Genomic DNA, 23,604 nt, shown 5'->3' with positions numbered 1-23,604 from the left:
CGTATCGAGGCTCACGGGGGCCGCACACCCGGGAGGGGACCGGGCGGCGTCGTCCGTGCCGGCGTGCCCCGCTGGAAGTTCATGCAAGCGTTACGTCCGGGTGACACGACGAGGGTGTGCACCGGCGAGAGCCTGCGTAGTCTCGTCCCCGTGAGAGCGATCCGACGGTTCACCGTCCGCACCCTGCTGCCCGCCGAGCTGCGCGACCTGGACGAGCTGGCCCACAACCTGCGCTGGTCCTGGCACGCCCCCTCGCGGGACCTGTTCGCGGGGATCGACCCCGCGACCTGGGCCACCGTGCACGGCGACCCCGTCGCGCTCCTCGGCGCGCTCGGGCCTGACCGGCTGGCCGAGCTCGCCGCCGACGGCGCGTTCGTCGAGCGCGTGCGCCGCGCCGCGGCAGATCTGCGCAGCTACCTCGAGGACCCGCTGTGGTACCAGCAGCAGGCGGCCGAGCAGGGGTCCGACGACGGCGGGCTGCCCGCCGCGATCGCGTACTTCTCGCCCGAGTTCGGCATCACGTCGGTCCTGCCGCAGTACTCGGGCGGGCTCGGCATCCTCGCGGGCGACCACCTCAAGAGCGCGAGCGACCTCGGCGTGCCGATCGTCGGCGTCGGGCTCCTGTACGGCGCCGGGTACTTCAAGCAGTCCCTCACGCGCGACGGCTGGCAGGTCGAGACGTACCCGCTGCTCGATCCGGACGGCCTCCCGCTCACGCTCCTGCGCGACGACGACGGCACGCCCGCGCGCGTCTCGCTCGCCCTGCCCGGGGGTCGTACGCTGCACGCGCACGTCTGGGTGGCCGCCGTCGGGCGCGTGCCCCTGCTCCTGCTCGACTCGAACGTTCCCGGCAACGACGAGGCCGCGCGCAAGGTGACCGACCGCCTCTACGGCGGCGGTGGAGAGCACCGGCTGCAGCAGGAGCTGCTGCTCGGCGTCGGCGGCGTGCGCGCCCTGCGCCTGTGGTCGCGGCTCACCGACGCGCCCGAGCCGGAGGTCTACCACACCAACGAGGGCCACGCCGGGTTCCTCGGCGTCGAGCGCATCCGCGAGCTCGTCGAGCGGGGGCTCACGTTCGACGAGGCCCTCGAGGCCGTGCGGGCCGCGACCGTCTTCACGACGCACACCCCCGTCCCGGCCGGCATCGACCGCTTCGGGCGCGACCTGGTCACGCAGTACTTCGGCGGCGACATGGCGGTCGACGGGCTGCCCGTCGAGCGCGTGCTCGCGCTCGGCGCCGAGGACTACGACGGCGGCGACCCGACGGTGTTCAACATGGCCGTCATGGGCCTGCGCATGGGTGGGCGCGCGAACGGCGTCTCGCTCCTGCACGGCCAGGTCTCGCGCGGCATGTTCGAGGGGCTGTGGCCCGGGTTCGATGCGCGCGAGGTCCCCATCACGTCGGTGACGAACGGCGTGCACTCGCCCACGTGGGTCGACCCCGCGTTCGCCGCACTCGAGTCCGAGCGGCTCGGGCTCGACGAGCTCACGGCCGACGACGCGTCGTCGGGCTGGCTGCGCGGCGACGCGGAAGACGGCGTGAGCGACGGCGAGCTGTGGGCGATCCGCCGCGAGATGCGCGGCCGGCTCGTCGACGAGGCGCGCCGCCGCGTGCGCAAGTCCTGGCGCGAGCGCGGCGCGACGCCCGCCGAGCTCGGCTGGGTCGACGACGTGCTCTCGCCGGACGTCCTGACGATCGGCTTCGCCCGTCGTGTGCCGACGTACAAGCGGCTCACTCTGATGCTGCGCGACCCCGCTCGGCTCAAGGCGCTGCTCCTGCACCCCGAGCGGCCCGTCCAGCTGATCGTCGCCGGCAAGTCGCACCCCGCGGACGACCAGGGCAAGCGCCTCATCCAGCAGCTCGTGCGGTTCACCGACGACCCCGAGGTCCGCCACCGCATCGTCTTCCTGCCGAACTACGACATCGCGATGGCGCAGTCGCTCTACCCGGGCTGCGACGTCTGGCTCAACAACCCGCTGCGACCGCTGGAGGCGTCCGGGACGTCGGGCATGAAGTCCGCGCTCAACGGCGGCCTCAACCTGTCGATCCTCGACGGGTGGTGGGACGAGTGGTTCGACGGCGAGAACGGCTGGGCCATCCCGACCGCCGACGGCGTCGAGGACCCGGACCGCCGCGACGACCTCGAGGCGTCGGCCCTCTACGACCTCGTCGAGCAGCAGGTCGCGCCGCGCTTCTACGACCGGGACACGGCCGGCGTGCCCAGCCGCTGGCTCGCGATGGTGCGGCACACGCTCGCGACCCTCGGGCCGAAGGTCCAGGCGACGCGCATGGTCGGCGAGTACGTCACGCGCCTCTACGCCCCGGCGGCACAGGCCGGCCGGGCGCTCGCGGCCGACGGGCTGACACCTGCGCGCGAGCTCGCGCACTGGAAGCAGTCCGTGCGGTCCGGCTGGTCGCGCGTGCGCGTCGACCACGTCGACTCGTCCGGCATCGGCGAGGTGCCGCAGGTCGGCGACCGGCTCACGGTGCGCGCGTACGTGGCGCTCGGCGACCTGCGGCCGCAGGACGTCGAGGTGCAGGTCGTGCACGGACGCGTCACCGAGGCGGACGTCATCGAGGAGTTCACGGCCGAGCCGCTCGCGCTCGCCGAGTCGTACGAGGCGGGCCGGCACGCGTTCGCGGGCGACGTCGTGCTCGAGTCGTCCGGCCCGTTCGGGTACACCGTGCGCGTCGTCCCGAAGCACGACGGCCTCCCGAGCGTCGCCGAGCTCGGCCTCGTCGCCAACGCCTGACCCCCAGCCTGCCGAGGTAGAGCCCTGGTCTGCCGAAGTAGAGGCCTGGTAGTGCTGTGCACGACGGCGGTGCTTGCGTCGTGCGGGGCGGCAAGCCCCGTCGTTGTCCACAGATCTGCAGGCTCACGCCCGCGTCGTAGCGACGACCGGCACGCTGGGGCGATGGACGAGACGACGCAGTCATCCCCGATGGCCCACGAATCCGCGGCTCAACGCCGCCCGCCGACCGGTCCGACGGCGGGACGACCGCCCGGCCGCTACACCGCCGACTCGACCGGTCCGCGGAGCGTCCCTGCGGCCGTGCCGTACCTACGACGACGGCGCGCCGAGCTCGCAGCCCGGGTACGGGACGGTGAGCTCGTGCGCGTTCGTCGCGGCGTCTACCTCCCCTCGCCGCACCTGGCGGCGTCGACGCGAGAGGAATGGCTGCTCGCTGAGGTTCGCGGGCTCGTCGATCGGCTGAGCACACCGTTCTGGGTGAGCCACGACACCGCGGCGCTCCTGTGGGGATGCTGGACCTGGCGTCTCCCGCCGTTCGTGCACGTGACGCAGCTCGGCCACCCGAACGTCGAGCGCGAGCGTGACGCCGTGGTCCGACGTCACTGGACGGACCTCCCGCCCCGCGACCGGGCGCAGCTCGGCGACGTCCCGGTGACGAGCCTCGAGCGCACCGTGGTCGACTGTGCGCGGTCGCTGCCGCTCGAGCGCAGCCTGGTCGTCGTCGACTCCGCGCTTCGCATGGGGGCCGACCGTCGGGTCGTCGACGGGATCCTCGAGGAGTCGAGGGGCAAGCGCGGGATCGTTCGCGCGCGCCGTGCCCTGGAGCTTGCTGACCCGAGCTCGGAGTCGCCGGGCGAGACGCTCGTCCGGCTGGCGGCTGTGCTGGGTGGCCTGCCGGTGCCGCGCCCGCAGGCGCCGGTCCCGACGGCGCGCGGCACGTACGTCGTCGACCTCGCCTGGCTCGACGCACGCGTCGTGATCGAGTTCGACGGCGCGGTGAAGTACTCCGGCGGCGCGTACGGCGACCCGGAGGACGTCCGGCGCGCCCAGGACGTCCGCGAGGCGGCGCTCGTGGCCGCGGGCTGGACGGTCGTGCGGTTCACCTGGGAGGACCTGGGCGACCCGGTGGCGGTCGGGTGCCGACTTGCCGAGGCCCGGCGCCTCGCGCTGCGCCGTCGCGCCTCTCGCCGGCAGGCCTCGCCGAGGTAGAGCCGTGGCCCATCGAGTAGAGCCGTGGTCCACGGAGGTCGAGCCCTGGTCATGACCACGCCTCTACCTCGGCAGACCAGGCCTCTACCTCGCGGAACCCTGCCTCTACCTCGGCGGGGAGGGGGACTCTCGCGCGGGCACTCCCGGGGACGTGTCGAGGAGGGTGAGGTAGCGCGAGCGGGTGCGGACGACGTCGGCGAGCTGGGTCTGGATCCCGTCGACGAACTCCTCGCGGTAGACGGCGTCGACCTGCACGGAGATCGCGTAGTAGAGGCCCGTGAAGGTCGCGATCGCCACGGAGACGCGCAGCAGCGTCTGCGTGACGACCAGGTCCGCCCCGCCGACGCCGCCCCCGCCGGCGAGCGAGATCGTCCGCTCCCACGTGCCGCCGTCGACGTCCCACAGCGCCATGATCTCGGGCGTCACGGTGAGCGTCCCCAGGGCCATGAAGAACAACCCCATGCCGAGGCTCACGACGAGCACCTGAAGGAGCTGGCTCGTCGCGATCATCGCGGCGAGGTTCGCCCGCTGCCGTCGCGTGAAGACTGCGGCCCGCGCGTGCTCCGGCTTCGCGGCGGACGTCTCGGCGAGCGCCTCGCGTGCCTCGCCGGGCACGCGCAGCCCGACGAACACGACGACGAGCAGCGCGAAGAACGCGCCGAGCACGAGGTCCGCGACGCCGTGGGTGCGGTCGAAGACCTGCCACACCTCGGCGTTGTAGAAGAGCACGAGGGAGAACACGAGCAGCAGCGGCAGCAGCCGGACGAGGCGCAGGAGCGACGCGCCGAGCTCGTCGACGACGCGCGCGAGGCCCCACCACAGGGAGGACAGCACGCCGTACCCGACGACGACGCGCACCACGCCCAGCAGGACCAGGTTGCCGACGACCGTGAGCAGCGCGTCGCCCCACTGCCCGCCGAACACCAGCGGCAGCAGCGCGGGGACGAGGACGAAGAACGCGAGCTCGGGCGCGCCGACCGAGACTGGGGGAGGGTCGACCACGGGCGCCCGCGCAGCACGTTGAGCCCCGCGTACGCGGCCGCGACGATCGCGGCGCCCCCCAGCAGCGCGAGCGCATTGACCCAGGTCGGCCAGCCGGACCGGATCGCGCCGCTCAGCTCGGCGAGCAGCACGACGAGCAGGAACGGGGCGGAGCGCCCGAACACGTCGCGGTCGAGCGAGTGCCCCTCGACGAGGAGCGGCAGACCGTTGCGGCGGAAGATGCGCTCGCACGCGGGCACGTCCAGGGCGAGCCCCGCGTCGGCGACGGGCAGCGTGGCCGGGGAGGCGTCGTCGGGCACGGTCATGACCGCTGACCCTACCGGGGGGACGGTCAGTCGAGCTCGGCGGCGAGCGCTCGGCCCGCGACGCGGCCGGAGTACAGGCAGCCGCCGAGGAAGGTGCCCTCGAGCGCGCGGTGGCCGTGCACGCCGCCGCCGCCGAAGCCGGCTGCCTCGCCCGCGGCCCAGAGCCCGGGGAGCACCGACCCGTCCGGGCGCAGCACGCGCGCGGACGTGTCGGTCCAGAGGCCGCCGAGCGTCTTGCGGGTCAGCACCGAGAGGCGGACGGCGAGCAGCGGCCCGTCCTTCGGGGTGGTCAGCGGGCGTGGCGGTGAGACACGGATGAGGCGGTCGACGCGGTAGCGGCGCGCCATCGCCGTCGCGACGACCTGCGGGTCCTTCCCGAGGCCCGTGGTCACCTGCTCGTCGCGCAGGCGCACGATCCGGGCGAGCGCCTGGGCGTCGACGTGCCCGCGCGACCCCGGCGTCGCGTCGACCAGCGCGTTCATCCCTGCCGCGAGCTCCTCCGGCGTGTCGGCCCACACGAACTCGGGCGACTGCTCGGCGAACCGGGCCACCGGCCCGACGGCGCGGGGCAGCACCCGCTGCGCGAGCAGCCGCACGTCCTTGCCCGTGAGGTCGGGGTTCTGCTCGGAGCCGGACAATGCGAACTCGGACTCCATGATCGCCTTGTTGAGCACGAACCAGGAGTGGTCGTCGCCGCGCTCGGTGACGTGCTGGAGCGTGCCGAGCGCGTCGAAGCCAGGGAACAGCGGGGCGGGCAGCCGGTTGCCGTCGGCGTCGAGCCACAGCGAGCTCGGACCGGGCAGGATGCGGATGCCGTGGTCCGTCCACACGGGGGAGTGGTTGGCGATCCCCTCGGGGTAGTGCCACATGCGGTCCTCGTGCACGAGCGCGGCCCCGGCGTCGGCGGCGACGCCGATCATGAGGCCGTCCGTCGAGTCGGGCACGCCGGAGAGCATGCGCGCGGGCAGCCGTCCCGCGGCCTGCGGCCACCGCGATCGCACGAGCTCGTGGTTCGAGCCGATCCCGCCCGACGTCACGACGACGGCGTTCGCCGCGATCTCGACCTCACGGGCGACGTCGCGCGACGAGGGCGCACCGCGCTCCGCGTCCGACGGCGCGAGGACCTCGGCGCGCACGCCCGTCACCGTGCCGTCGGTCACGACGAGCGACGTGACCCGGTGCCGGAACCGCAGGTCGAGCAGCCCGGCGGCGCGGGCGTCGAGCGCGGCACGGACGAACGGTTCGAGGACCGCCGGGCCGGTGCCCCACGTAACGTGGAACCGCGGGACCGAGTTGCCGTGGGCGCCCGCCGCGCTCCCGTCGGCGCCCGAGCGCACCGGGTACCCTCCGCGCTCGGCCCACTGCACGAGCGGGAACCAGCGCACGCCCTTGCCGTGCAGCCACTCCCGCATCTCGCCGGCGGCGAAGTCGACGAACCCGCGCGCCCACGCGTACCCGTGGCGGTCCGGCCCCTCGCCGCGGTCGGCGCCGGGGGCGAACTGCGCGGACCCGAGCCAGTCGTCGAACGCGAGCTCCGCCGAGTCGGTCACGCCCATGCGCCTCTGCTCGGGCGAGCCGACGAGGAACAGCCCGCCGAACGACCACCACGCCTGCCCGCCGAGGCTCGCGGCGGGCTCCTGGTCGAGCAGCACGACGCGTCGTCCCGCGGCGGTGAGCTCCGTCGCCGCGACGAGCCCGGCGAGCCCGGCCCCGACCACGACGACGTCCGGGTCCTCGACCGCAGGGAGGCTGACGGGGGAGTCGACCGCGCTGTCACTCATGCCGGAAGGGTAGAGCACGTGAAGGCGAGCCCAACAGACCAGGGGACCGCGGCCGTCGCGCACGACCACGCGAGAAGGACCGACGGCCGCGGAGGGGGTGGGGGCCGCCTCCACCGCCGGCCCGACCACGGCGGCCGACCAGCGTTCTATCTCGGCCGACCCAGGTTCCCTCTCGGCGGGGTGGAGACGTAGACCCGCAGGCTCAGGGCCTCGAGCCCGACGACGTCGCCCGCGCGGGCGGTGCCGTCACCGTTGGTGCGGTCGCGGTCCTCGGGGTGCTCCCAGTCCGAGTCCCAGGCGAGCTCCCAGCGCTCGGGCTCGCCGCCCGCGACCGCGCGCACGCTCGGCAGCGTGACGTCCACCGGGTCGAGCGACCCGGCGAGCACGAGGAGCACGTCCGCGTCTCCCCGGCTCGGCGCCGTGCGCAGCATCTGCAGCGTCCGGACGGCGGGGTCGTGCCACGCCGCGTGGTCGAGGAGCTCGCCGTCGGCGTCGAACCACACGAGGTCGGGGACGCCGAGCGGCGTCGGGTGGGGATCGCCGGCCACGCTCCCCGACGCCCCTCCCGGCGTGGGGACCCCGCGCGGGCGGCCGGTGAAGAACGCGTCGGCCCGCAGGGCCGCGTGCTCGCGCCGCAGGGCGAGCAGGTGGCGTGTGGTCGCGAGGAGGTCCTTGCGCCATGGCGACAGGTCCCACGACACCCACGACGTCTCGTCGTCCTGCACGTACGCGTTGTTGTTACCGCGCTGGGTGCGGCCCATCTCGTCGCCTGCGGTGATCATGGGCGTCCCCGCGGCGAGCAGGAGCGTGGCGAGGAGGTTGCGGATCGACCGACGGCGCAGCGGGGCGATCTCGACGCCGAGCCCGCCGGCCTCGAGCCCGCGTTCCGTCGTCGCGTCCGGCGCGGTCACCGGCCCCTCGAGGCCGTGGTTCCAGGACCGGTTGTCGCTCGTGCCGTCGCGGTTGTCCTCGCCGTTCGCGAGGTTGTGCTTGTGGTCGTACGCGACGAGGTCGGCGAGCGTGAAGCCGTCGTGCGCCGTCACGTAGCTCACCGACGCGACGGGCCCACGCAGGAGCGGCGGGTCCGAGCGCCCGAACAGGTCCGCGGAGCCGGCGAGCCGGGTCGCGAGGTCGCGCACGCCGTGGCCGCGCCGCCCGTGGGAGGCCTCGCGCGAGTCGGCGAGCCAGAACTGGCGCACGGCGTCGCGGAAGCGGTCGTTCCACTCGGCGAGCGGCGGCGGGAACTGCCCCGTGCGCCACCCGCCCGGCCCGACGTCCCACGGCTCGGCGACCAGCTTGAGCCCGGACAGCACCGGGTCGGTCTGGAGCGCGACGAGGAACGGGTGGTCGGGGTCGAACCCGTCCGTCCCGCGTCCGAGCGTGACGGCGAGGTCGAACCGGAACCCGTCGACGCCCACCACCTCGGCCCAGTACCGCAGCGAGTCGAGCGCGGCACGCACGACGGCGGGGCGCCGGAAGTCGAGCGAGTTGCCCGTCCCGGTGACGTCGGCGAGGCGGGCGGGCGTGGCGCCGTCGTGCAGGTAGTACCCGGCGTTGTCGAGGCCGCGCCACGACAGGTGGTAGGAGTCGGAGCCACCCTCGCACGTGTGGTTGTGCACGACGTCGAGCAGCACCTCGAGGCCCGCCTCGTGCAGGAGGTGCACCATGCCGCGCACCTCGTCGAGCACGGCGCCCGGTCCGGCCTCCTGGGCGGCGCTCGTCGCGTACTCGGCGTGCGGGGAGAAGAACCCGAGGGTCGAGTAGCCCCAGTAGTTCGTGCGGCCGCTCGCCAGCAGGTGCGGCTCCGGGACGTTCGCGTGGACCGGCAGGAGCTCGACCGTCGTGACACCGAGAGACCGCAGGTGCTCGATCGTCACCGGGTGCGCGACGCCCGCGTACGTGCCGCGCAGGTGCTCCGGGAGCGCCTCGAGCCGCTGCGTGAGGCCCCGCACGTGCGCCTCGTAGATCACCGTGTCGCGCCACGGGACGCGCGGGCGGGGGGCGAGCGGACCGGTCGGGCGCGCGACGACGACCGAGTGGGGCACGAACGGCAGCGAGTCGCGGTCGTCGGGCGGCCCGTAGGGGTCGTCGCCGACCTGCCCGCGGATCGCCGGGTCGTCGGCGAGGTCCCCGACGAGGCCGCGCGCGTAGGGGTCGACGAGCAGCTTCGCCGGGTTGTGCCGCAGCCCCGCCGCGGGGTCCCACGCGCCGTGCACGCGGAAGCCGTACCGCTGGCCTGCGCGGACACCGGGCACGTGGGCGCGCCAGACGCCGAAGGCGGGGCCTTCGAGCGCGACGCGGCGCTCGCGGTACCGGCCCGGGTGGCGGAGCGGGAACGACTCGTCCGCGACGTCGACGAGGCACAGCTCGACGGCGTCCGCGTGCGCTGCGAGCACGGCGACGTCCACGCCGTCGCCCACGAGGTGGACGCCCAGCGGCGGGACCGGTGCGTGCCGGTCCACGGTCCCGGGCGCGGTCGTCCGGGCGTGCCCGGGCGCGGGCGCGGGGGTGGGGGGCTGTGCGTGCACCCGTCCATTGTGGCGGGTCTCACCAGCCCCTCAGGACGGCCGCCGGTACGCTGCCCTGAGCGGGCCGGGAACCACTCCGGCCGATCGCCCAGCGCACAGGGAGAGCAGTCGATGCGGATCGTCGTCGCCGTGAAGTACGTCCCGGACATCCATGCCGACCGGGGCTTCGAGGGCGGGAGGGTCGTCCGCCGTCCCGACGAGGGGACGCTCAACGAGCTCGACGAGAACGCGGTCGAGGCTGCGTTGCGCCTCAAGGAGGCCCTCCCCGAGGCGGAGCGCGAGACGAGCGAGGTCGTGGTGCTCACGGTGGCCGGGCCGGACGCCGACGGCGCCGTGCGCCGCTCCTATCAGCTCGGCGCCGACCGCGGGGTGCGCGTGAGCGACGACGCGATCGCCGGCTCCGACTACTTCGGCACCGCGCGCGTGCTCGCCGCGGCCGTGCGGCGTCTCGCCGACGAGGCGCCGGTCGACCTCGTGGTCACCGGCATGGCCGCGCTCGACGGCCTCGGCTCGGTCGTCCCCGCGCTCCTGTCCTCCGAGCTCGACCTGCCGCAGCTCACGCTCGCCGGCCGGCTCGAGGTCGAGGGCGAGCCCGGTGCGCGCACCGCTCGCGTCACGCGCGAGCTCGACGGCGTCGAGGAGGTCCTCGAGGCGCCGCTGCCCGCCGTCGTGTCCGTGACCGACCACGCGAACGACCCGCGCATGCCGAACTTCAAGCTCATCATGGCCGCGCGCCAGCGCCCCGTGGAGGCCTGGAGCCTCGCCGACCTCGACGTCGACCCGGCCCTCGTGGGCGACGCCGGCGCGCGCACGCGTGTCCTCGACGCCTCGCCGCGGCCGCCGCGGCCCGAGGTCGAGATCGTCGTCGACAAGGGCGAGGGCGGGCGCGCCCTGGCCGAGTACCTCATCCGCAACGACCTGGTCTGAGAGGCGTCCTGATCATGAGCACCACCGACACCACCGAGCCGACCCAGGCCAGCGGGACGCGCACCGTCCTCGTCCTCCTCGACACCCCCGGCACCGAGCTGCGCTCCCCGGTGCTCGAGCTCCTCACGATCGGCCGCTCCCTCGGGCGGGTCGAGGCCGTCGCGCTCGAGGCACCGAGCGTCGACGTGCTCGCGCAGCTCGGCGCGCACGGCGTCGCGCTCGTGCGGCAGGCGGAGCCGTCGTCGGGCGGCGAGGTCGTGACCGGCGACGCGCTGCACCTCACGCCCGTCGTGGCCGAGGTCCTCGCCGCCGCGACGCGCGCGTCCGACGCCGACGCCGTCCTGCTCACCTCGTCGTTCCCCCACAAGGAGGCGGCCGCGCGGCTCGCGTTCCTCACGGACGCCGGCCTCGTGATCGACGCGTCCGCCCTGCACGACGGCGGTACGCACCTCGTGGCGGACAAGCGCGTCTTCGCGGGCTCGTGGGAGGTGCGGAGCGAGATCGTCACCGACCCGGCGGTGCTCACCGTGCGCGCCAACTCGGTCGTGCCGCAGCCCGCCGAGGCGGCCGTCGCGACCGAGGTCGACGCGCTGCGCGTCGAGCTCTCTCGCGCCGCCACCGCCGCGCGCGTCGTCTCGCGGACCGTCGACGAGTCCGCCGGGGCCGGCCGTCCTGCGCTCGGCGAGGCCGCGGTCGTCGTCGCGGGCGGCCGCGGCACGAACGGCGACTTCGGACCCGTGACGGAGCTCGCGGACGCGCTCGGCGCCGCCGTCGGTGCGACCCGCGACGCGGTCTACGAGGGGTGGCACGACCAGTTCGTCGGCCAGACCGGCGTGACCGTCGCGCCGCGCCTCTACATCGGCGCGGGCGTCTCCGGCGCTCCCCACCACCGGGGCGGCATGCAGGCGTCGCAGGTCATCGTCGCGGTGAACAACGACCCCGAGTGCCCGCTGTTCGAGATCTCGGACTTCGCCGTCGTCGGCGACCTCGCGGACGTCCTGCCGCAGGCGGCCGAGGTCCTGCGCGAGCACCGCGCGTCACAGGGGTAGCGGTCGGTCGCGCACGCCGCGCGGGCGGGCCAGGGCGACGGCGGGCGTACAGCGGGTGCCAAGAGTTCACCCGCCGTCCTCCCGGTGGTGGCCCGTCGGTCACCGATCGTTCCTAGCGTCGGGGCCACTCCCCGTGGACGGGGAGCCCCCGACCCCGTGGAGACGACCGATGACGATCACGCCCGCCCCCGAGCACCGCTCGCTGCTCGCCGTCGCGCCGCACGCGCGCGGCAAGCGCAGTCCTGTCACGTGCCGGCTCAAGTGTGCGGACGCGTGCTCGCACGCGGTCCCGAACGCGAGCGACAACGAGACCTTCCGCGACGTCGTCGCCGGTGTGTCACGCCGGACCATGCTCGGCGGGCTCGCGGTCGGTGCGGCCGCCGTCGTGCTGGGCGCGCAGGCCGTCGGGGCCCCTTCCGCCGCCGCCCAGGGAGTGGCCGCGCACGGCGGCTGGGGCGGCGGCCGCCCCGAGAAGGGCCTGTCGTTCGGCGCTATCTCCCCGCAGCCCGCGGCGCGCGACGCGTTCGTCGTGCCCGAGGGTTACCGGTGGCGCCCGGTGATCCGCTGGGGCGACCCGATCCTGCCCGGTGGTCACTCGTTCGACGCCGCGGGCCAGTCGCCCGAGCAGCAGGCGCTGCAGTTCGGCTACAACAACGACTACCTCGACATCCTGCCGTTCGAGCGGCAGCACGGCGGGGGCTGGCGCGGTAGGGGCAAGGGCCCCGGCCGGGGCACGCGTGGCCTGCTCGTCGCGAATCACGAGTACACCAACCCGGCGGTCATGTTCGACGCGTCGTACGACGCCGCGACGCGCAGGGCGATCGAGCGCGCCGCGCACGGCATGTCCGTCGTCGAGGTGCGCCGACACCGCACGGGCACCCCGTGGGACTACGTCGCGGACAGCCGCTACAACCGCCGCGTGCACATGACCACGGAGTTCCTCCTCACGGGGCCTGCGGCGGGGTCCGCCCTGGTCCAGACCGCCGCCGACCCGACCGGCACGCGCGTGCTCGGCACGCTCAACAACTGCGCGGGCGGAACGACCCCGTGGGGCACGGTGCTGTCGGGCGAGGAGAACTTCCACGGCTACTTCCGCACGGCGGGCACGGGCAACGACGCGCGCTACGGCCTGCGCGACGCCGCGACGGGCTACGGCTGGGAGCTCGACGACCCGCGCTTCGACGCGCGGAACGCGGACTACGAGAACGAGCCGAACCGCTTCGGCTGGATCGTGGAGATCGACCCGTACGCGCCCGACGAGGCGCCCGTGAAGCACACCGCGCTCGGCCGGTTCAAGCACGAGGGCGCGAACGTCATCCTCTCGCGCCGCGGCAACGCGGTCGCGTACATGGGCGACGACGAGCGCTTCGACTACGTGTACAAGTTCGTCTCGTCGCGCACCATGCGGTCGGGGAACAGCGAGTGGGCGCGCCGCCACAACAAGACGCTGCTCACCGAGGGCTCGCTGTACGTCGCACGCTTCACGGGCGACTCGCCCGCCGCGGAGATCGACGGGTCGGGCGCCGTCCCGTCCGACGGCGCGTTCGACGGCCGCGGCGAGTGGATCCCGCTCGTCGTGGACGGGCGCAGCGCCGTCGAGGGCATGAGCGTCGAGGAGGTGCTCGTCTACACCCGCGTCGCGGCGGACAAGGTGGGCGCGACGAAGATGGACCGCCCCGAGGACGTCGAGCCGAACCCGGTCACCGGCCGCGTGTACGTCGCGTGCACAAACAACTCCTCGCGCGGCCCCGGTGCCGTCGAGGCGGCCACGGAGCCGAACCCCCGCAACACCAACCGCGACGGGCACGTCGTGGAGATCGTCGAGGACCGCGACGACGCCGCGTCGCTGACGTTCCGCTGGAACCTGCTGCTCGTCGCGGGCGACCCGTCCACGAACGGGTCGACCTACTTCTCGGGCTACCCCCAGGACAAGGTCTCCCCGATCTCGTGCCCCGACAACCTCGCGTTCGACGCCGAGGGCAACCTCTGGATCTCGACCGACGGCCAGCCGGGCACGATCCAGAAGTGCGACGGGCTGTTCAAGGTGACCCTGGAGGGCCGCGAGCGCGGCCGCGTCCAGCAGTTCCTCTCCGTGCCGCGCGGCGGCGAGACGTGCGGACCGGTCATCGACTCCGACGACCGCATGGTGTACGTCGCCGTCCAGCACCCGGGGGAGGACGGGTCGTTCGACGCGCAGGAGTCGTTCTTCCCCGACTACCTCACGCCGGGCGCACCAGTTCCGACGGGCGCCTTCGCGGGCCCCCGGCCTTCGGTCGTGCAGGTCTGGAAGGACTGACCCGGAACGGGCCCACCTCCCGCAGGTGCGAACCCCGGGAGGTGGGCCCGCGGCGTGCTCGGCGCCGTGGTCGGGTTTCAGACCCGCGGGTCGTGGTCGGGTCTCAAGATCGCGGGTCGGGTCCGCGGTGGGGGTGGTCTCGGCGCTCGGGGCTGCCGCGCCGTCACCGTGGGCTTTCGGGCGTGGGTTTGAGGAGCGCGGCTCTGACGCCCCTTCGCCACCGAGCCCACCCCCACCGCTCAGCGGTCGCCTCACCCGGGCAGCCGGCCCGGCCGCAGGCCCGGACCCCGCCGAGGTAGAGGCCTGGTCCGCCGAGGTAGAGGCGAGGTAGAGCTTCGTGGCTGGGGTCGGCGACGGCGGTGGGCCGGGCGCTGATCCGGCGTCGCCCCTTCGCGGGGCCGAGAAGTGAGAAGCGGCCCCGGAATCCGCCGCGCGATTCTGGGGCTGTTTCTCACGTCTCGACGACACCGAGCCCGGTACCCCGTACGGGAGCGAGCCGACCGGCCCGCCCGACCCAGCACCGGACGGCCCTCCGCCGGGGGAGCGAGCCGCCCGACCGGTTGGGCCCAGTACCGGTGCGGTCGCCCGGGTGAGCGAGGACCAGGGTGAGACGACGTCGGGCGGGGTGGGTGGGGGCGCCGCGGCGTGGTGGGTCTGGCGGGAGCCGCGAGGAACGAGCGGCGGATGGTAGACGCGGCGCCCCCACCCACCCCGCCCACCCAAGGTGACCGACCGCCGTCCGACACAAGGAACCACGCCTCTACTTCGCGCGACCACGGATCTACCTCGGCATACCAGGGTTCTACCTCGGCGACGATCAGAGCCCGAGCGCCTCGAGCCAGGCGACGGCGGCCACGCCCTGCGCACGCTGGAACGGCCGCAGGTTCGGGATCGTCGGGATCGCCGGCTTGCGTGCCGAGTGCAGGAAGTAGCCGGCGATCCCGGAGACGACGGACCGCAGGTCGGCGGGGTGGACGTCCCGGCCGAGCGGGTGCGCGGCGAAGGTCGCCGCGGCCCACGCGCCGCCCTGCGCGCGCCGCGCCGCGTCGGCCGAGGTCGTGACGGGCTCGGTCACGCCCGCGACGCCCTGCATGACGACGCTCGGCAGGAACATCGCGAGATCGAGCCAGGCCGCGCCGCGCGACGCGTAGGGCCAGTCGACGAAGATGACCGCGTCGTCGGTGAGGAGGACGTTGTCGGCGCGCAGGTCGCCGTGCACGAAGGACTCGCCCTCGCACGCGACGAGCACGCCGCGCTCCGCCTCCGCGAGCGCGTCCAGGTTCTGCGCGGCCCAGGGAGCGAGGTCCGCGAGCGCCGGGTCGGGGTCGTCGCGCAGCGCGCGCCAGCCCGTCGACATGTCCGCGAGGTCGGGCCCCGTGGGCCGCAGGCGCAGCCCGCGTGCCCCGGGCACGGTGGCGACCGTCTCGAGCGTCGCGAGCACGCGGTCGAGCTCGTCGGGGTCCCACGGAGTCACCGGGACGTGGCCGTCGACGGGTTCGAACGCGAGGACGATCCAGTCGCCGTCGCCGTGGCCCCACGCGAACCGGGGGGCCGGGATCCGGCGCGGCAGCCGGATCGCGACCTTCGCCTCGGCGCGGTGGAGGTCTGCCGCGACGGGCTCGTCCGCGGACCGCGCCGCCTTGACGAAGAGCCGCTGCCCGTCGTCGAACGTGAGCACCGACGCGAGCCCGGGGCTGAAACCCGTCGTGACGGAGCGTTCGGCGACGACCCGCGCGCCGGCCACGGCCTCGACCTCCTCGCGCACGGCCGGGGGCAGGTCGTCCCAGCGCAGGCGACCGCCGCCCGAGGCGACCGGTACGTCACCGGTCTCCTCGACGGCGGGCGATACGACGTCGTCGGGCATCGAAGTGCCACTTCCCCTGGTGTACGGCCTTCGCGGGCTCCAGGCCGGTGAGCACCGCGTCGTGTACCGGACTTCCGGCTCGGGCCGCCTGGAGCGGGCGTCGAGCGGCGCGGTGACCGGCACTGGATCGGTCGTGGGTCCGGGCGACCGCCCGGGCACAGACCCCTGACAAAGTAGCGCTTCTGACGGGATTGTCCAGCCCGGGCCCACACCTCGGGAACACGAGGCGCCCGGCGTTCGTAGACTGGGTGACCGTGACCCAACCTCCCGGCCCGTTCCACGGCGCTCAGCCCGGTGCGCGCGGCGGGCCGAACCCGGCGCCCGCGGCGGCCTACCTCGACCACGCCGCGACGACTCCGCTCTCGTCGGCCGCGCGCGACGCGTTCGTCGACGAGCTCTCGCGCACCGGCAACCCGTCGTCGCTGCACGCGGCCGGTCGTGCCGCGCGTCGCACGGTCGAGGAGGCGCGTGAGTCGGTCGCGGCAGCGCTCGGCGCGCGCCCGAGCGAGGTCGTGTTCACGGCGGGGGGCACCGAGGCCGACAACCTCGCGATCAAGGGCCTGTTCTGGGGCCGCCGCACGACCGACCCGGGCCGGCGCCGGATCGTGGTGTCGGCCGTCGAGCACCACGCGGTGCTCGACCCCGCCTTCTGGATGGCGGCGCACGCGGGCGCGGAGATCGTCCTGCTGCCCGTCGACGCCGAGGGACGCGTGGACCTGGCCGCGCTGCGCGCCGAGATCGCGGCGCATGCCGACGAGATCGCGCTGATCTCGGTCATGTGGGCCAACAACGAGGTCGGGACGATCCAGCCGGTCACCGAGGTCGTGCAGCTCGCCCGCCCGCACGGCATCCCCGTGCACTCCGACGCCGTGCAGGCCGTCGGCCAGGTGCCGGTGGACTTCACCGCGAGCGGCCTCGACGCGATGACGGTCTCCGGCCACAAGCTCGGCGGCCCGGTCGGTGTGGGCGCGCTCGTCGCGCGCCGGGACGCGCCGCTCACGCCCGTCCTGCACGGCGGCGGCCAGGAGCGCGGCGTCCGGTCCGGGACGCTCGACGCGCCGGCGATCCGCGCGTTCGGCGTCGCCGTCACCGAGGCGGTCGCCCGTCGCGACGAGCGCGCCGCGCACCTCGCGGCGCTGCGCGACGAGCTCGTCGCGGGCGTGCGCCGGCTCGTCCCCGACGCCGTGCTCAGCGGACCTGAGCCCGGAGCCCCGACCGAGCCGGGCACAGTGCGCCGCCTGCCCGGCAACGCCCACTTCACGTTCCCCGGCGCCGAGGGCGACTCGCTGCTCTACCTGCTGGACTCGGCGGGCGTACAGGCCTCGACCGGTTCGGCGTGCCAGGCGGGTGTGCCGCAGCCGTCGCACGTCCTGCTCGCGATGGGCGTGCCCGAGCCGGACGCGCGGGGGGCGCTGCGGTTCTCGCTCGGGGCCACGTCCACGTCCGACGACGTCGCGCGCCTCCTCGACGCCCTGCCCGCCGCGGTGGATCGCGCGCGCGCCGCCGGGCTGGCCTCCGGGCCGACGCGTGCCGCCGTCCCGAGCCGGGCCGGAGGTGTCGCATGAGGGTGCTCGCCGCCATGTCGGGCGGTGTCGACTCGGCCGTCGCCGCGGCGCTCGCGGTCGAGGCCGGGCACGAGGTCGTCGGGGTGCACATGGCCCTCTCGCGCAACCGCGACCAGTTCCGCACGGGCTCACGGGGGTGCTGCTCGATCGAGGACGCGGGCGACGCGCGGCGGGCGGCCGACGTCCTCGGCATCCCGTACTACGTGTGGGACCTGTCGGAGCGGTTCGAGGACACGGTCGTCGCCGACTTCCTCGCCGAGTACGAGGCGGGGCGCACGCCCAACCCGTGCGTGCGGTGCAACGAGCACATCAAGTTCGAGGCGCTGCTCGACAAGGCGACGGCGCTCGGTTTCGACGCCGTCGCGACGGGGCACTACGCGCGCGTCGTCACCCGCGAGGTCACGGACGACGGGGGCACGGGGTCCACGCGGGCCGTGCGCGAGCTGCACCGGTCGCCGAACACGGCGAAGGACCAGTCCTACGTCCTCGCGGTCATGGGCCCCGAGCGGCTCGCGCGCGCGATGTTCCCCCTGGGGGACTTCGCGTCGAAGGACGAGGTGCGCGCCGAGGCGGCGCGCCGCGGTCTGTCGGTCTCGGCCAAGCCGGACTCGTACGACATCTGCTTCGTCGCCGACGGCGACACGCAGGGCTTCCTGCGCTCGCGGCTGGGGGCCCGACCCGGCGAGATCGTCGACGTCGACGGCCGGGTGCTCGGCGAGCACGACGGCGCCTACGCGTACACCGTCGGGCAGCGCAAGGGCCTCGGCGTCGACCGGCCGGCCCCGGACGGGCGCCCGCGGTACGTCCTGGATGTGCAGCCCACGAGCAACCGCGTCGTCGTGGGCCCCGCGGAGCTGCTGAGCGTCGACCGGATCGAGGCCGGTGCCGCGGTGTGGTTCGACGGCGTCCTGCGCGCTCACGACGGGAGGCGCTCCGCCGGGGCGGCCACCGTCGCGGCCCCGGGCGAGTGGTTCGACGCCGAGGTGCAGGTCCGCGCCCACGGCGCGCCCGTCCCGGCCCGGGTCCGTGCGGTTCCGGGGGTGGCGTCGTCGGCCGAGCCGCGTGGGGACCGCGACGCGGGCACGGCGGGTGCGATGGAGGTCGAGCTGACCGGGACCCCGTTGCGCGGCGTCGCGCCAGGCCAGTCCCTGGTCGTCTACGCGGGTACGCGCGTGCTCGGCCAGGCGACGGTCGACCGGGCCTACCGTGCTCGTCCGGCCGGTGCCGCGGCGACCGCAGCGGGTCAGGCGGCCGGGACGGGGACGGCGCCCTGACCGGGCGCCCCCGTCCGCGCGTCCGTCAGTGCGTGCACCAGCGCGGACTCGTCCCGCACGCACCAGTGCTCGCACTCGCGCCCGTCCGCGAACCGCAGCACGTGCATCTCGCGCACGCAGAAGCGTCGTCCGGTCGGTGCCACGCCGCGGAAGAACCCCGTGTGACGCCCGCTGAACTCGACGTGGAGCGCGACGAGGTCGCCCTCCGCGACGGCGTGCAGCACCTCGACGCGCTGGTCCTCGAACGCGTCGGAGTACCAGTGCATCGTCGCGACGAGGCCCTCGGCGCCGCCGTCGCAGCCCGGGGCGGGATCATGGTTGCGGAACCCCGGCGCGAGCAGCCGCGCGAGCGCGTCCGCGTGGTTGCCCGGGATCGCCTGCGTGTGCGCGGCGATCGCGGCGGCCTTGTTGTCGTGCGTGCCCATGTCAGAGCCCTTCCGCAGGACGGGTCGCGCGGCCCCCGGGCCCCGGTGGGGCGTCGGCGCGGCTCGGTACCCAGTGTGCTCCAGGAGAGAGGACGTCCGCACGTGATTCGTGACGAGGAGGTGCCCGCGACCCCCGGGCGCGCGCTCCGGACCGGCAGGACGCCGCGGCAGGGAGGCGGCGCATGACCGCGGTGAGCGGGTCCGGCCCCTGGCCCGGTGGCGAGGGGGCAGACGTCCTCGAGGCGCAGCTCACGGTGCTCGGCGACCTCGCCGCGCTGCCGACGGGGGTGCGGGGCGTGCCGTTCCTGGTCCAGCTCCCCGGGCGCGGGCCCGGTGCCGACGCGGTGGGCCGGACCGGGGCGCTGCTGCCCGGGCTGCCGGTCGAGCTCGGGCCGCACGGCTGGAAGCTCGCCGACCACCCCGGCGCCGACCTGCGCCAGTCCCAGGGGTACCTGCGCGACGACCTCGAGGCGCTCGCGATCGCGGCCACGGGCCACACCGGCCCGCTGACCGTGACCGTGACCGGACCGTGGACGCTCGCGGCCGAGCTGTACCTCGCGCGCGGCGACCGCGTCCTGTCGGACCGCGGCGCGGTGCGTGAGCTCGTGGCCGCGCTCGCCGTCGCCGTGGGCGAGCATGTCGCCGAGGTGCGCCGGCAGGTCCCCGGGGCGGACGTCGTCGTGCAGCTCGACGAGCCCCTGCTCGCCCAGGTGGGCGCGGGCGTGCTCCCGACGTTCTCCGGGTCCGCCCGCCTGCGCGCCGTCCCGGGGCCAGATCTCGTGGACGGGCTGCGGCCGGTGCTCGACGCCGTCCGCACGGCCGGGGCGACGAGCGTCGTCCACGTGGGGTCTGCTCGGGTGGGGGTCGCGCCTGTCGTGCTCGCGGGCGCCGACGCCGTCGGGCTGGCGATCAGAGCTTGGGACGAACGGCTGTGGGAGACGGTCGCCCGCGCCGTCGAGCGGGGCGTCGGGCTCTGGGCCGCGCTGCCGCCCGCGAGGGTGTCGCAGTGCGCCGGTCCTGCGCTCGGCGAGCTCGCCGACCTCGTGAGCGTGCCGTGGCGGCGCATCGGGCTACCTCTGCCGGCGCTCGACGACGTCACGATGCTCGGCGCCCTCCAGGGGCGCACGGGGCCCGTTGGCGCCGTCGGCGGCACGCCCGACGAGCACCGTGCGCTCCTCGCCAACCTCGGGCGCGTCGCGGAGGTGCTCGCGGAACGTGCCGACGCCTGAGCGACGCCCCCTCCGCTTCACGCACGGGCACCGGCTGCGTAGGCTTGGCTTCGCCCGTCCCCCCATCGTGCGAAGGACCCCCATGCCCGTGCTGCGAGCCGTGCTGTTCGACCTCGACGGCGTCCTCACCCCGACCGCCGAGCTGCACATGCGCGCCTGGGAGCGCCTGTTCGCGCCGTTCTGCGACGCCCGCGGACTCGCCGCGTACACGGACGCCGACTACTTCACCTCCATCGACGGCAAGCCGCGGTACGACGGCGTCGCGACGTTCCTCGCGTCGCGCGGCGTCGAGCTGCCGCGCGGCGAGGTCACCGACGCGCCCGGCGAGGGCACGGTGTGCGGGCTCGGCAACCGCAAGGACGAGATCGTCAACCGCATGTTCCTCGAGGAGGGGATCACCCCCTACCCGGGATCGGTGCGCTTCCTGGACGACGTGACAGCGGCAGGTGCGCTCGTGGCGGTCGTGTCGTCGTCGCGCAACACGCCCACCGTGCTCGCCGCGGCCGGGCTCGCCGACCGGTTCGAGGTCGTCGTGGACGGCAACGTCGCAGCACGCGACCACATCGCAGGCAAGCCCGCCCCCGACACCTACCTGCGGGCCGCCGAGCTGCTCGGCGTGCCCGCCGCGGAGGCCGTCGTCGTCGAGGACGCCCTCTCGGGTGTTCAGGCGGGTGCCGCGGGCGCGTTCGGGCTCGTCCTCGGCGTCGACCGCGGTGTCGGCGCGGACGTGCTGCGCGCGCACGGGGCAGACGTCGTCGTGACCGACCTCGGCGAGCTCGACGCGTCCGTGCTCGACCGGCCGGCCGCCCGCGACGACCAGGAGGTCCGCGCGTGATCCGCAAGACCGCCGACGAGCAGGGCAGCGTCGACCGGCTGAGGTTCCCCGCCGAGCCGTGGCGACTCGTTGAGGCGCAGTTCTCCGCGGAGGACCTCGGCGTGACCGAGACGCTCTTCGCGGTCGGCAACGGGTACCTCGGCATGCGGGGCAACGTCGAGGAGGGGCGCGAGTCCTTCGCGCACGGCACGTTCATCAACGGGTTCCACGAGACCTGGCCGATCCACCACGCCGAGGAGGCGTACGGGTTCGCGAAGACCGGGCAGACGATCGTCAACGTCCCCGACGTCAAGGTCATCCGGCTGTACGTCGACGACGAGCCGCTCCTGCTGCCGGTCGCGGACCTCATCGACTACGAGCGCTCGCTCGACCTGCGCGACGGCGTGCTGCGCCGCGAGCTGCTGTGGCGCACGCCGTCGGGCAAGCGCGTCCGGGTGCGCACCGAGCGCATGGTGTCGTTCGCGGAGCGGCACCTCGCGATCATGACGTTCGAGGTGACGCTGCTCGACGACGCCGCGCCCGTCGCGATCTCGTCGCAGATCCTCAACCGCCAGGACGGCCAGGACGAGTACCACGTGCGCTCCGCCTCGCTCGGCGAGGGCTTCGACCCGCGCAAGGCGAACCAGTTCGCCGGCCGTGTGCTCCAGCCGCAGACGCAGTGGGGCGACGAGGAGCGGCTCGTCCTGTCCTACCGGTGCACCAACTCGGGCATGACGCTCGCCGTCGCGGCGGACGACCGGCTCGAGACGGAGAACGAGTGGGACGTGCGCACCCAGGTCGACGAGGACCTCGCCAAGCACGTCTTCCGGGTCCACGCCGAGCCCGGCCGACCGATCCGGCTCACCAAGACCGTCGCTTACCACACGTCGCGCGGCATCCCGTCACGCGAGCTCGTCGACCGCTGCCGTCGCACGCTGGACCGCGCGAAGGACACCGGCGTCGAGGCGCAGCTCGCGCACCAGCGGCAGTGGCTCGACGACTTCTGGGCGCGCTCCGACGTCGAGATCCCCAACCGGCCGGAGATCCAGCAGGCCGTGCGGTGGAACCTCTTCCAGCTCGCGCAGGCGACCGCGCGCGCCGAGGGCAACGGCGTGCCGGCGAAGGGCCTCACCGGCTCGGGCTACAGCGGGCACTACTTCTGGGACACCGAGATCTACGTCCTGCCCTTCCTCACGTACACGAGCCCGCGGTACGCCCGCAACGCCCTGCGCTTCCGCTACCAGATGCTCGACGCCGCGCGCCGTCGGGCGCACGACCTCTCGCAGAAGGGCGCGCTGTTCCCCTGGCGCACCATCAACGGCGAGGAGGCTTCCGCGTACTACGCCGCGGGCACCGCGCAGTACCACATCGACGCCGACGTCAGCTACGCGCTCGTGCAGTACGTCCGCGCCACCGGGGACACGGACTTCCTGCGGCGCGAGGCCGCCGACATCCTCGTCGAGACCGCGCGCATGTGGGAGGACCTCGGCTTCTGGCGGGCGAACGGCGACGACAACTTCCACATCCACGGCGTCACCGGGCCCGACGAGTACACGACCGTCGTCAACGACAACCTCTTCACCAACGTCATGGCGCGGTTCAACCTGCGGGCCGCCGCGCACGTCGTCGAGGTCATGCGGGAGCAGTACCCCTACGACTACGCCCGACTCGTCGAGCGGCTCGGCCTGCGGGTCGACGAGACGACCGAGTGGCGCCGCGCCGCGGACCACATGTCGATCCCGTTCGCGGAGAGCATCGGCATCCACCCGCAGGACTCGCACTTCCTCGAGCGCGAGATCTGGGACCTCGCCAGCACCCCGTCGGGCAAGCGCCCGCTGCTGCTGCACTACCACCCGCTGGTCATCTACCGCTACCAGGTGCTCAAGCAGGCGGACGTCGTGCTCGCGCTGTTCCTCCAGGGCAAGCACTTCACGCCCGAGGAGAAGCTCGCCGACTTCGAGTACTACGACCCGTTGACGACCGGCGACTCGACGCTGTCCGGCGTCGTGCAGTCGATCATCGCCGCCGAGGTCGGGTACCACGAGCTCGCGCTCGAGTACTTCGTCTCCTCGCTCTTCGTCGACCTCGCCAACCTTCACGCGAACGCGTCCGACGGCGTGCACGTCGCCTCCGCGGGCGGCACGTGGTCGGCGCTCGCGTGCGGGTTCGGCGGCATGCGCGACGACAACGGCGAGCTGACCTTCGACCCGCGCCTGCCGCAGGGCTGGGAGTCGCTGACCTACCGCGTCACGTGGCACGGCTCGCGCCTGCGCGTCCGCGTGCTGCCGGACGCGCTCGAGATCGAGGCGGAGACCGGCGACGGCGCACAGGTCGGCGTGCGCGGCGAGCAGGTCAAGGTCGTCCCCGGCGAGGTCGCGCGCATCCCGCTCGACGGCCAGGGCCCCGTGCGCCCCGGCCGCCCGAGCCTGCGCGCGCTCTCCGGAAACCGCCGCGAGGACGGCACCCTCATCACCGCGACGGTCCCGCACTCCTGATCCTGGGCACGCTGCCGCCGAGGTAGAGCCCTGGTCTGCCGAGGTAGAGCCGTGGTTCGCCGAGGTAGAGCCGTGGTTCTGGTGTTC

15 protein-coding genes are annotated in these 23,604 nt (G+C 74.4%); 10 read left to right on the top strand and 5 right to left on the bottom strand.

The window, feature by feature from the left end; all coding sequences use genetic code 11:
• Positions 1–150: 150 nt before the first annotated feature.
• Together glgP and AC4H2H_RS17945 are read left to right on the top strand one after the other, a co-directional pair.
• Complete coding sequence (gene glgP, locus AC4H2H_RS17950; protein ID WP_494372188.1) at positions 151–2,754, top strand: alpha-glucan family phosphorylase; 2,604 nt, start codon at positions 151–153, stop codon at positions 2,752–2,754.
• 477 nt (positions 2,755–3,231) lie between these two features.
• Positions 3,232–3,963, top strand: a complete 732-nt coding sequence (locus tag AC4H2H_RS17945) for a DUF559 domain-containing protein (RefSeq protein WP_494372187.1) — start codon at positions 3,232–3,234, stop codon at positions 3,961–3,963.
• A 105-nt stretch (positions 3,964–4,068) separates the two neighbouring features.
• Here AC4H2H_RS17945 and AC4H2H_RS17940 read toward each other — a convergent pair whose 3' ends face one another.
• The 3 genes from AC4H2H_RS17940 to glgX all read right to left on the bottom strand — a co-directional run bounded on the left by AC4H2H_RS17940 (position 4,069) and on the right by glgX (position 9,513).
• The gene (locus AC4H2H_RS17940) at positions 4,069–4,965 is read right to left on the bottom strand and encodes a hypothetical protein (RefSeq protein ID WP_494372186.1); all 897 of its coding nucleotides are present in this window, start codon (positions 4,963–4,965) and stop codon (positions 4,069–4,071) included.
• A gap of 331 nt (positions 4,966–5,296) precedes the next feature.
• Positions 5,297–7,051 carry an FAD-binding dehydrogenase gene (locus AC4H2H_RS17935; RefSeq protein ID WP_494372185.1) on the bottom strand — a complete coding sequence of 585 codons (1,755 nt, stop codon included), beginning with the start codon at positions 7,049–7,051 and terminating at the stop codon, positions 5,297–5,299.
• Positions 7,052–7,197: 146 nt separating this feature from the next.
• Positions 7,198–9,513, bottom strand: a complete 2,316-nt coding sequence (gene glgX / locus AC4H2H_RS17930; protein WP_494372193.1) for a glycogen debranching protein GlgX — start codon at positions 9,511–9,513, stop codon at positions 7,198–7,200.
• A gap of 177 nt (positions 9,514–9,690) precedes the next feature.
• On the opposite strand from glgX, the gene AC4H2H_RS17925 reads away from it, so the two are divergent.
• From AC4H2H_RS17925 to AC4H2H_RS17915, 3 genes are all read left to right on the top strand, one after another.
• Positions 9,691–10,506 carry an electron transfer flavoprotein subunit beta/FixA family protein gene (locus tag AC4H2H_RS17925; RefSeq protein WP_494372184.1) on the top strand — a complete coding sequence of 272 codons (816 nt, stop codon included), beginning with the start codon at positions 9,691–9,693 and terminating at the stop codon, positions 10,504–10,506.
• Between the two features lie 14 nt (positions 10,507–10,520).
• Positions 10,521–11,555 (top strand): electron transfer flavoprotein subunit alpha/FixB family protein, encoded by a 1,035-nt coding sequence (locus AC4H2H_RS17920; protein ID WP_494372183.1) that lies wholly within the window; start codon positions 10,521–10,523, stop codon positions 11,553–11,555.
• 169 nt (positions 11,556–11,724) lie between these two features.
• Positions 11,725–13,851 (top strand): PhoX family protein, encoded by a 2,127-nt coding sequence (locus AC4H2H_RS17915; RefSeq protein ID WP_494372182.1) that lies wholly within the window; start codon positions 11,725–11,727, stop codon positions 13,849–13,851.
• 817 nt (positions 13,852–14,668) lie between these two features.
• Here the strand turns inward: AC4H2H_RS17915 and AC4H2H_RS17910 are convergent.
• On the bottom strand, positions 14,669–15,715 hold the full coding sequence (locus AC4H2H_RS17910; RefSeq protein ID WP_494372181.1) for a phosphotransferase: 1,047 nt from the start codon (positions 15,713–15,715) through the stop codon (positions 14,669–14,671).
• A 254-nt stretch (positions 15,716–15,969) separates the two neighbouring features.
• Here AC4H2H_RS17910 and AC4H2H_RS17905 point away from each other — a divergent pair, with 254 nt between their 5' ends.
• The gene (locus AC4H2H_RS17905; protein WP_494372180.1) at positions 15,970–17,280 is read left to right on the top strand and encodes a cysteine desulfurase family protein; all 1,311 of its coding nucleotides are present in this window, start codon (positions 15,970–15,972) and stop codon (positions 17,278–17,280) included.
• Positions 17,277–18,554 (top strand): tRNA 2-thiouridine(34) synthase MnmA, encoded by a 1,278-nt coding sequence (gene mnmA / locus AC4H2H_RS17900; RefSeq protein WP_494372179.1) that lies wholly within the window; start codon positions 17,277–17,279, stop codon positions 18,552–18,554. Before AC4H2H_RS17905 ends, mnmA begins: the two co-directional genes overlap by 4 nt.
• On the opposite strand, the gene AC4H2H_RS17895 is transcribed toward mnmA, so the two are convergent.
• Positions 18,524–18,979 carry an ester cyclase gene (locus AC4H2H_RS17895; RefSeq protein WP_494372178.1) on the bottom strand — a complete coding sequence of 152 codons (456 nt, stop codon included), beginning with the start codon at positions 18,977–18,979 and terminating at the stop codon, positions 18,524–18,526. The genes mnmA and AC4H2H_RS17895 overlap by 31 nt on opposite strands.
• Before the next feature lie 182 nt (positions 18,980–19,161).
• Here AC4H2H_RS17895 and AC4H2H_RS17890 point away from each other — a divergent pair, with 182 nt between their 5' ends.
• The 3 genes from AC4H2H_RS17890 (at position 19,162) to AC4H2H_RS17880 (ending at position 23,517) form a co-directional block, all read left to right on the top strand.
• A complete protein-coding gene (locus AC4H2H_RS17890) occupies positions 19,162–20,208 on the top strand; it encodes a uroporphyrinogen decarboxylase/cobalamine-independent methonine synthase family protein (RefSeq protein ID WP_494372177.1) in 1,047 nt (348 codons plus the stop codon).
• Positions 20,209–20,290: 82 nt separating this feature from the next.
• Positions 20,291–21,043: an HAD family hydrolase gene (locus AC4H2H_RS17885; RefSeq protein WP_494372176.1), complete on the top strand. Its 753-nt coding sequence runs from the start codon at positions 20,291–20,293 to the stop codon at positions 21,041–21,043.
• The gene (locus AC4H2H_RS17880; RefSeq protein ID WP_494372175.1) at positions 21,040–23,517 is read left to right on the top strand and encodes a glycoside hydrolase family 65 protein; all 2,478 of its coding nucleotides are present in this window, start codon (positions 21,040–21,042) and stop codon (positions 23,515–23,517) included. The genes AC4H2H_RS17885 and AC4H2H_RS17880 overlap by 4 nt, the downstream gene beginning before the upstream one ends.
• The last annotated feature ends 87 nt before the right edge of the window (positions 23,518–23,604 follow it).

Source organism: Cellulosimicrobium sp. BMG9.22 (assembly GCF_059159975.1).
The sequence above is the reverse complement of the archived record's forward strand: the minus strand, read 5'-3'. Positions and strand labels throughout refer to the sequence as shown.

Excerpts from the sequence above, each read along its gene's own strand:
- AC4H2H_RS17885 (WP_494372176.1), top strand. The coding sequence starts at position 20,291 with ATGCCCGTGCTGCGAGCCGTGCTGTTCGACCTCGACGGCGTCCTCACC.
- AC4H2H_RS17920 (WP_494372183.1), top strand. The coding sequence starts at position 10,521 with ATGAGCACCACCGACACCACCGAGCCGACCCAGGCCAGCGGGACGCGC.
- AC4H2H_RS17910 (WP_494372181.1), bottom strand. The coding sequence starts at position 15,715 with ATGCCCGACGACGTCGTATCGCCCGCCGTCGAGGAGACCGGTGACGTA.
- AC4H2H_RS17915 (WP_494372182.1), top strand. The coding sequence starts at position 11,725 with ATGACGATCACGCCCGCCCCCGAGCACCGCTCGCTGCTCGCCGTCGCG.
- AC4H2H_RS17925 (WP_494372184.1), top strand. The coding sequence starts at position 9,691 with ATGCGGATCGTCGTCGCCGTGAAGTACGTCCCGGACATCCATGCCGAC.
- AC4H2H_RS17895 (WP_494372178.1), bottom strand. The coding sequence starts at position 18,979 with ATGGGCACGCACGACAACAAGGCCGCCGCGATCGCCGCGCACACGCAG.
- AC4H2H_RS17890 (WP_494372177.1), top strand. The coding sequence starts at position 19,162 with ATGACCGCGGTGAGCGGGTCCGGCCCCTGGCCCGGTGGCGAGGGGGCA.
- mnmA (WP_494372179.1), top strand. The coding sequence starts at position 17,277 with ATGAGGGTGCTCGCCGCCATGTCGGGCGGTGTCGACTCGGCCGTCGCC.
- AC4H2H_RS17935 (WP_494372185.1), bottom strand. The coding sequence starts at position 7,051 with ATGAGTGACAGCGCGGTCGACTCCCCCGTCAGCCTCCCTGCGGTCGAG.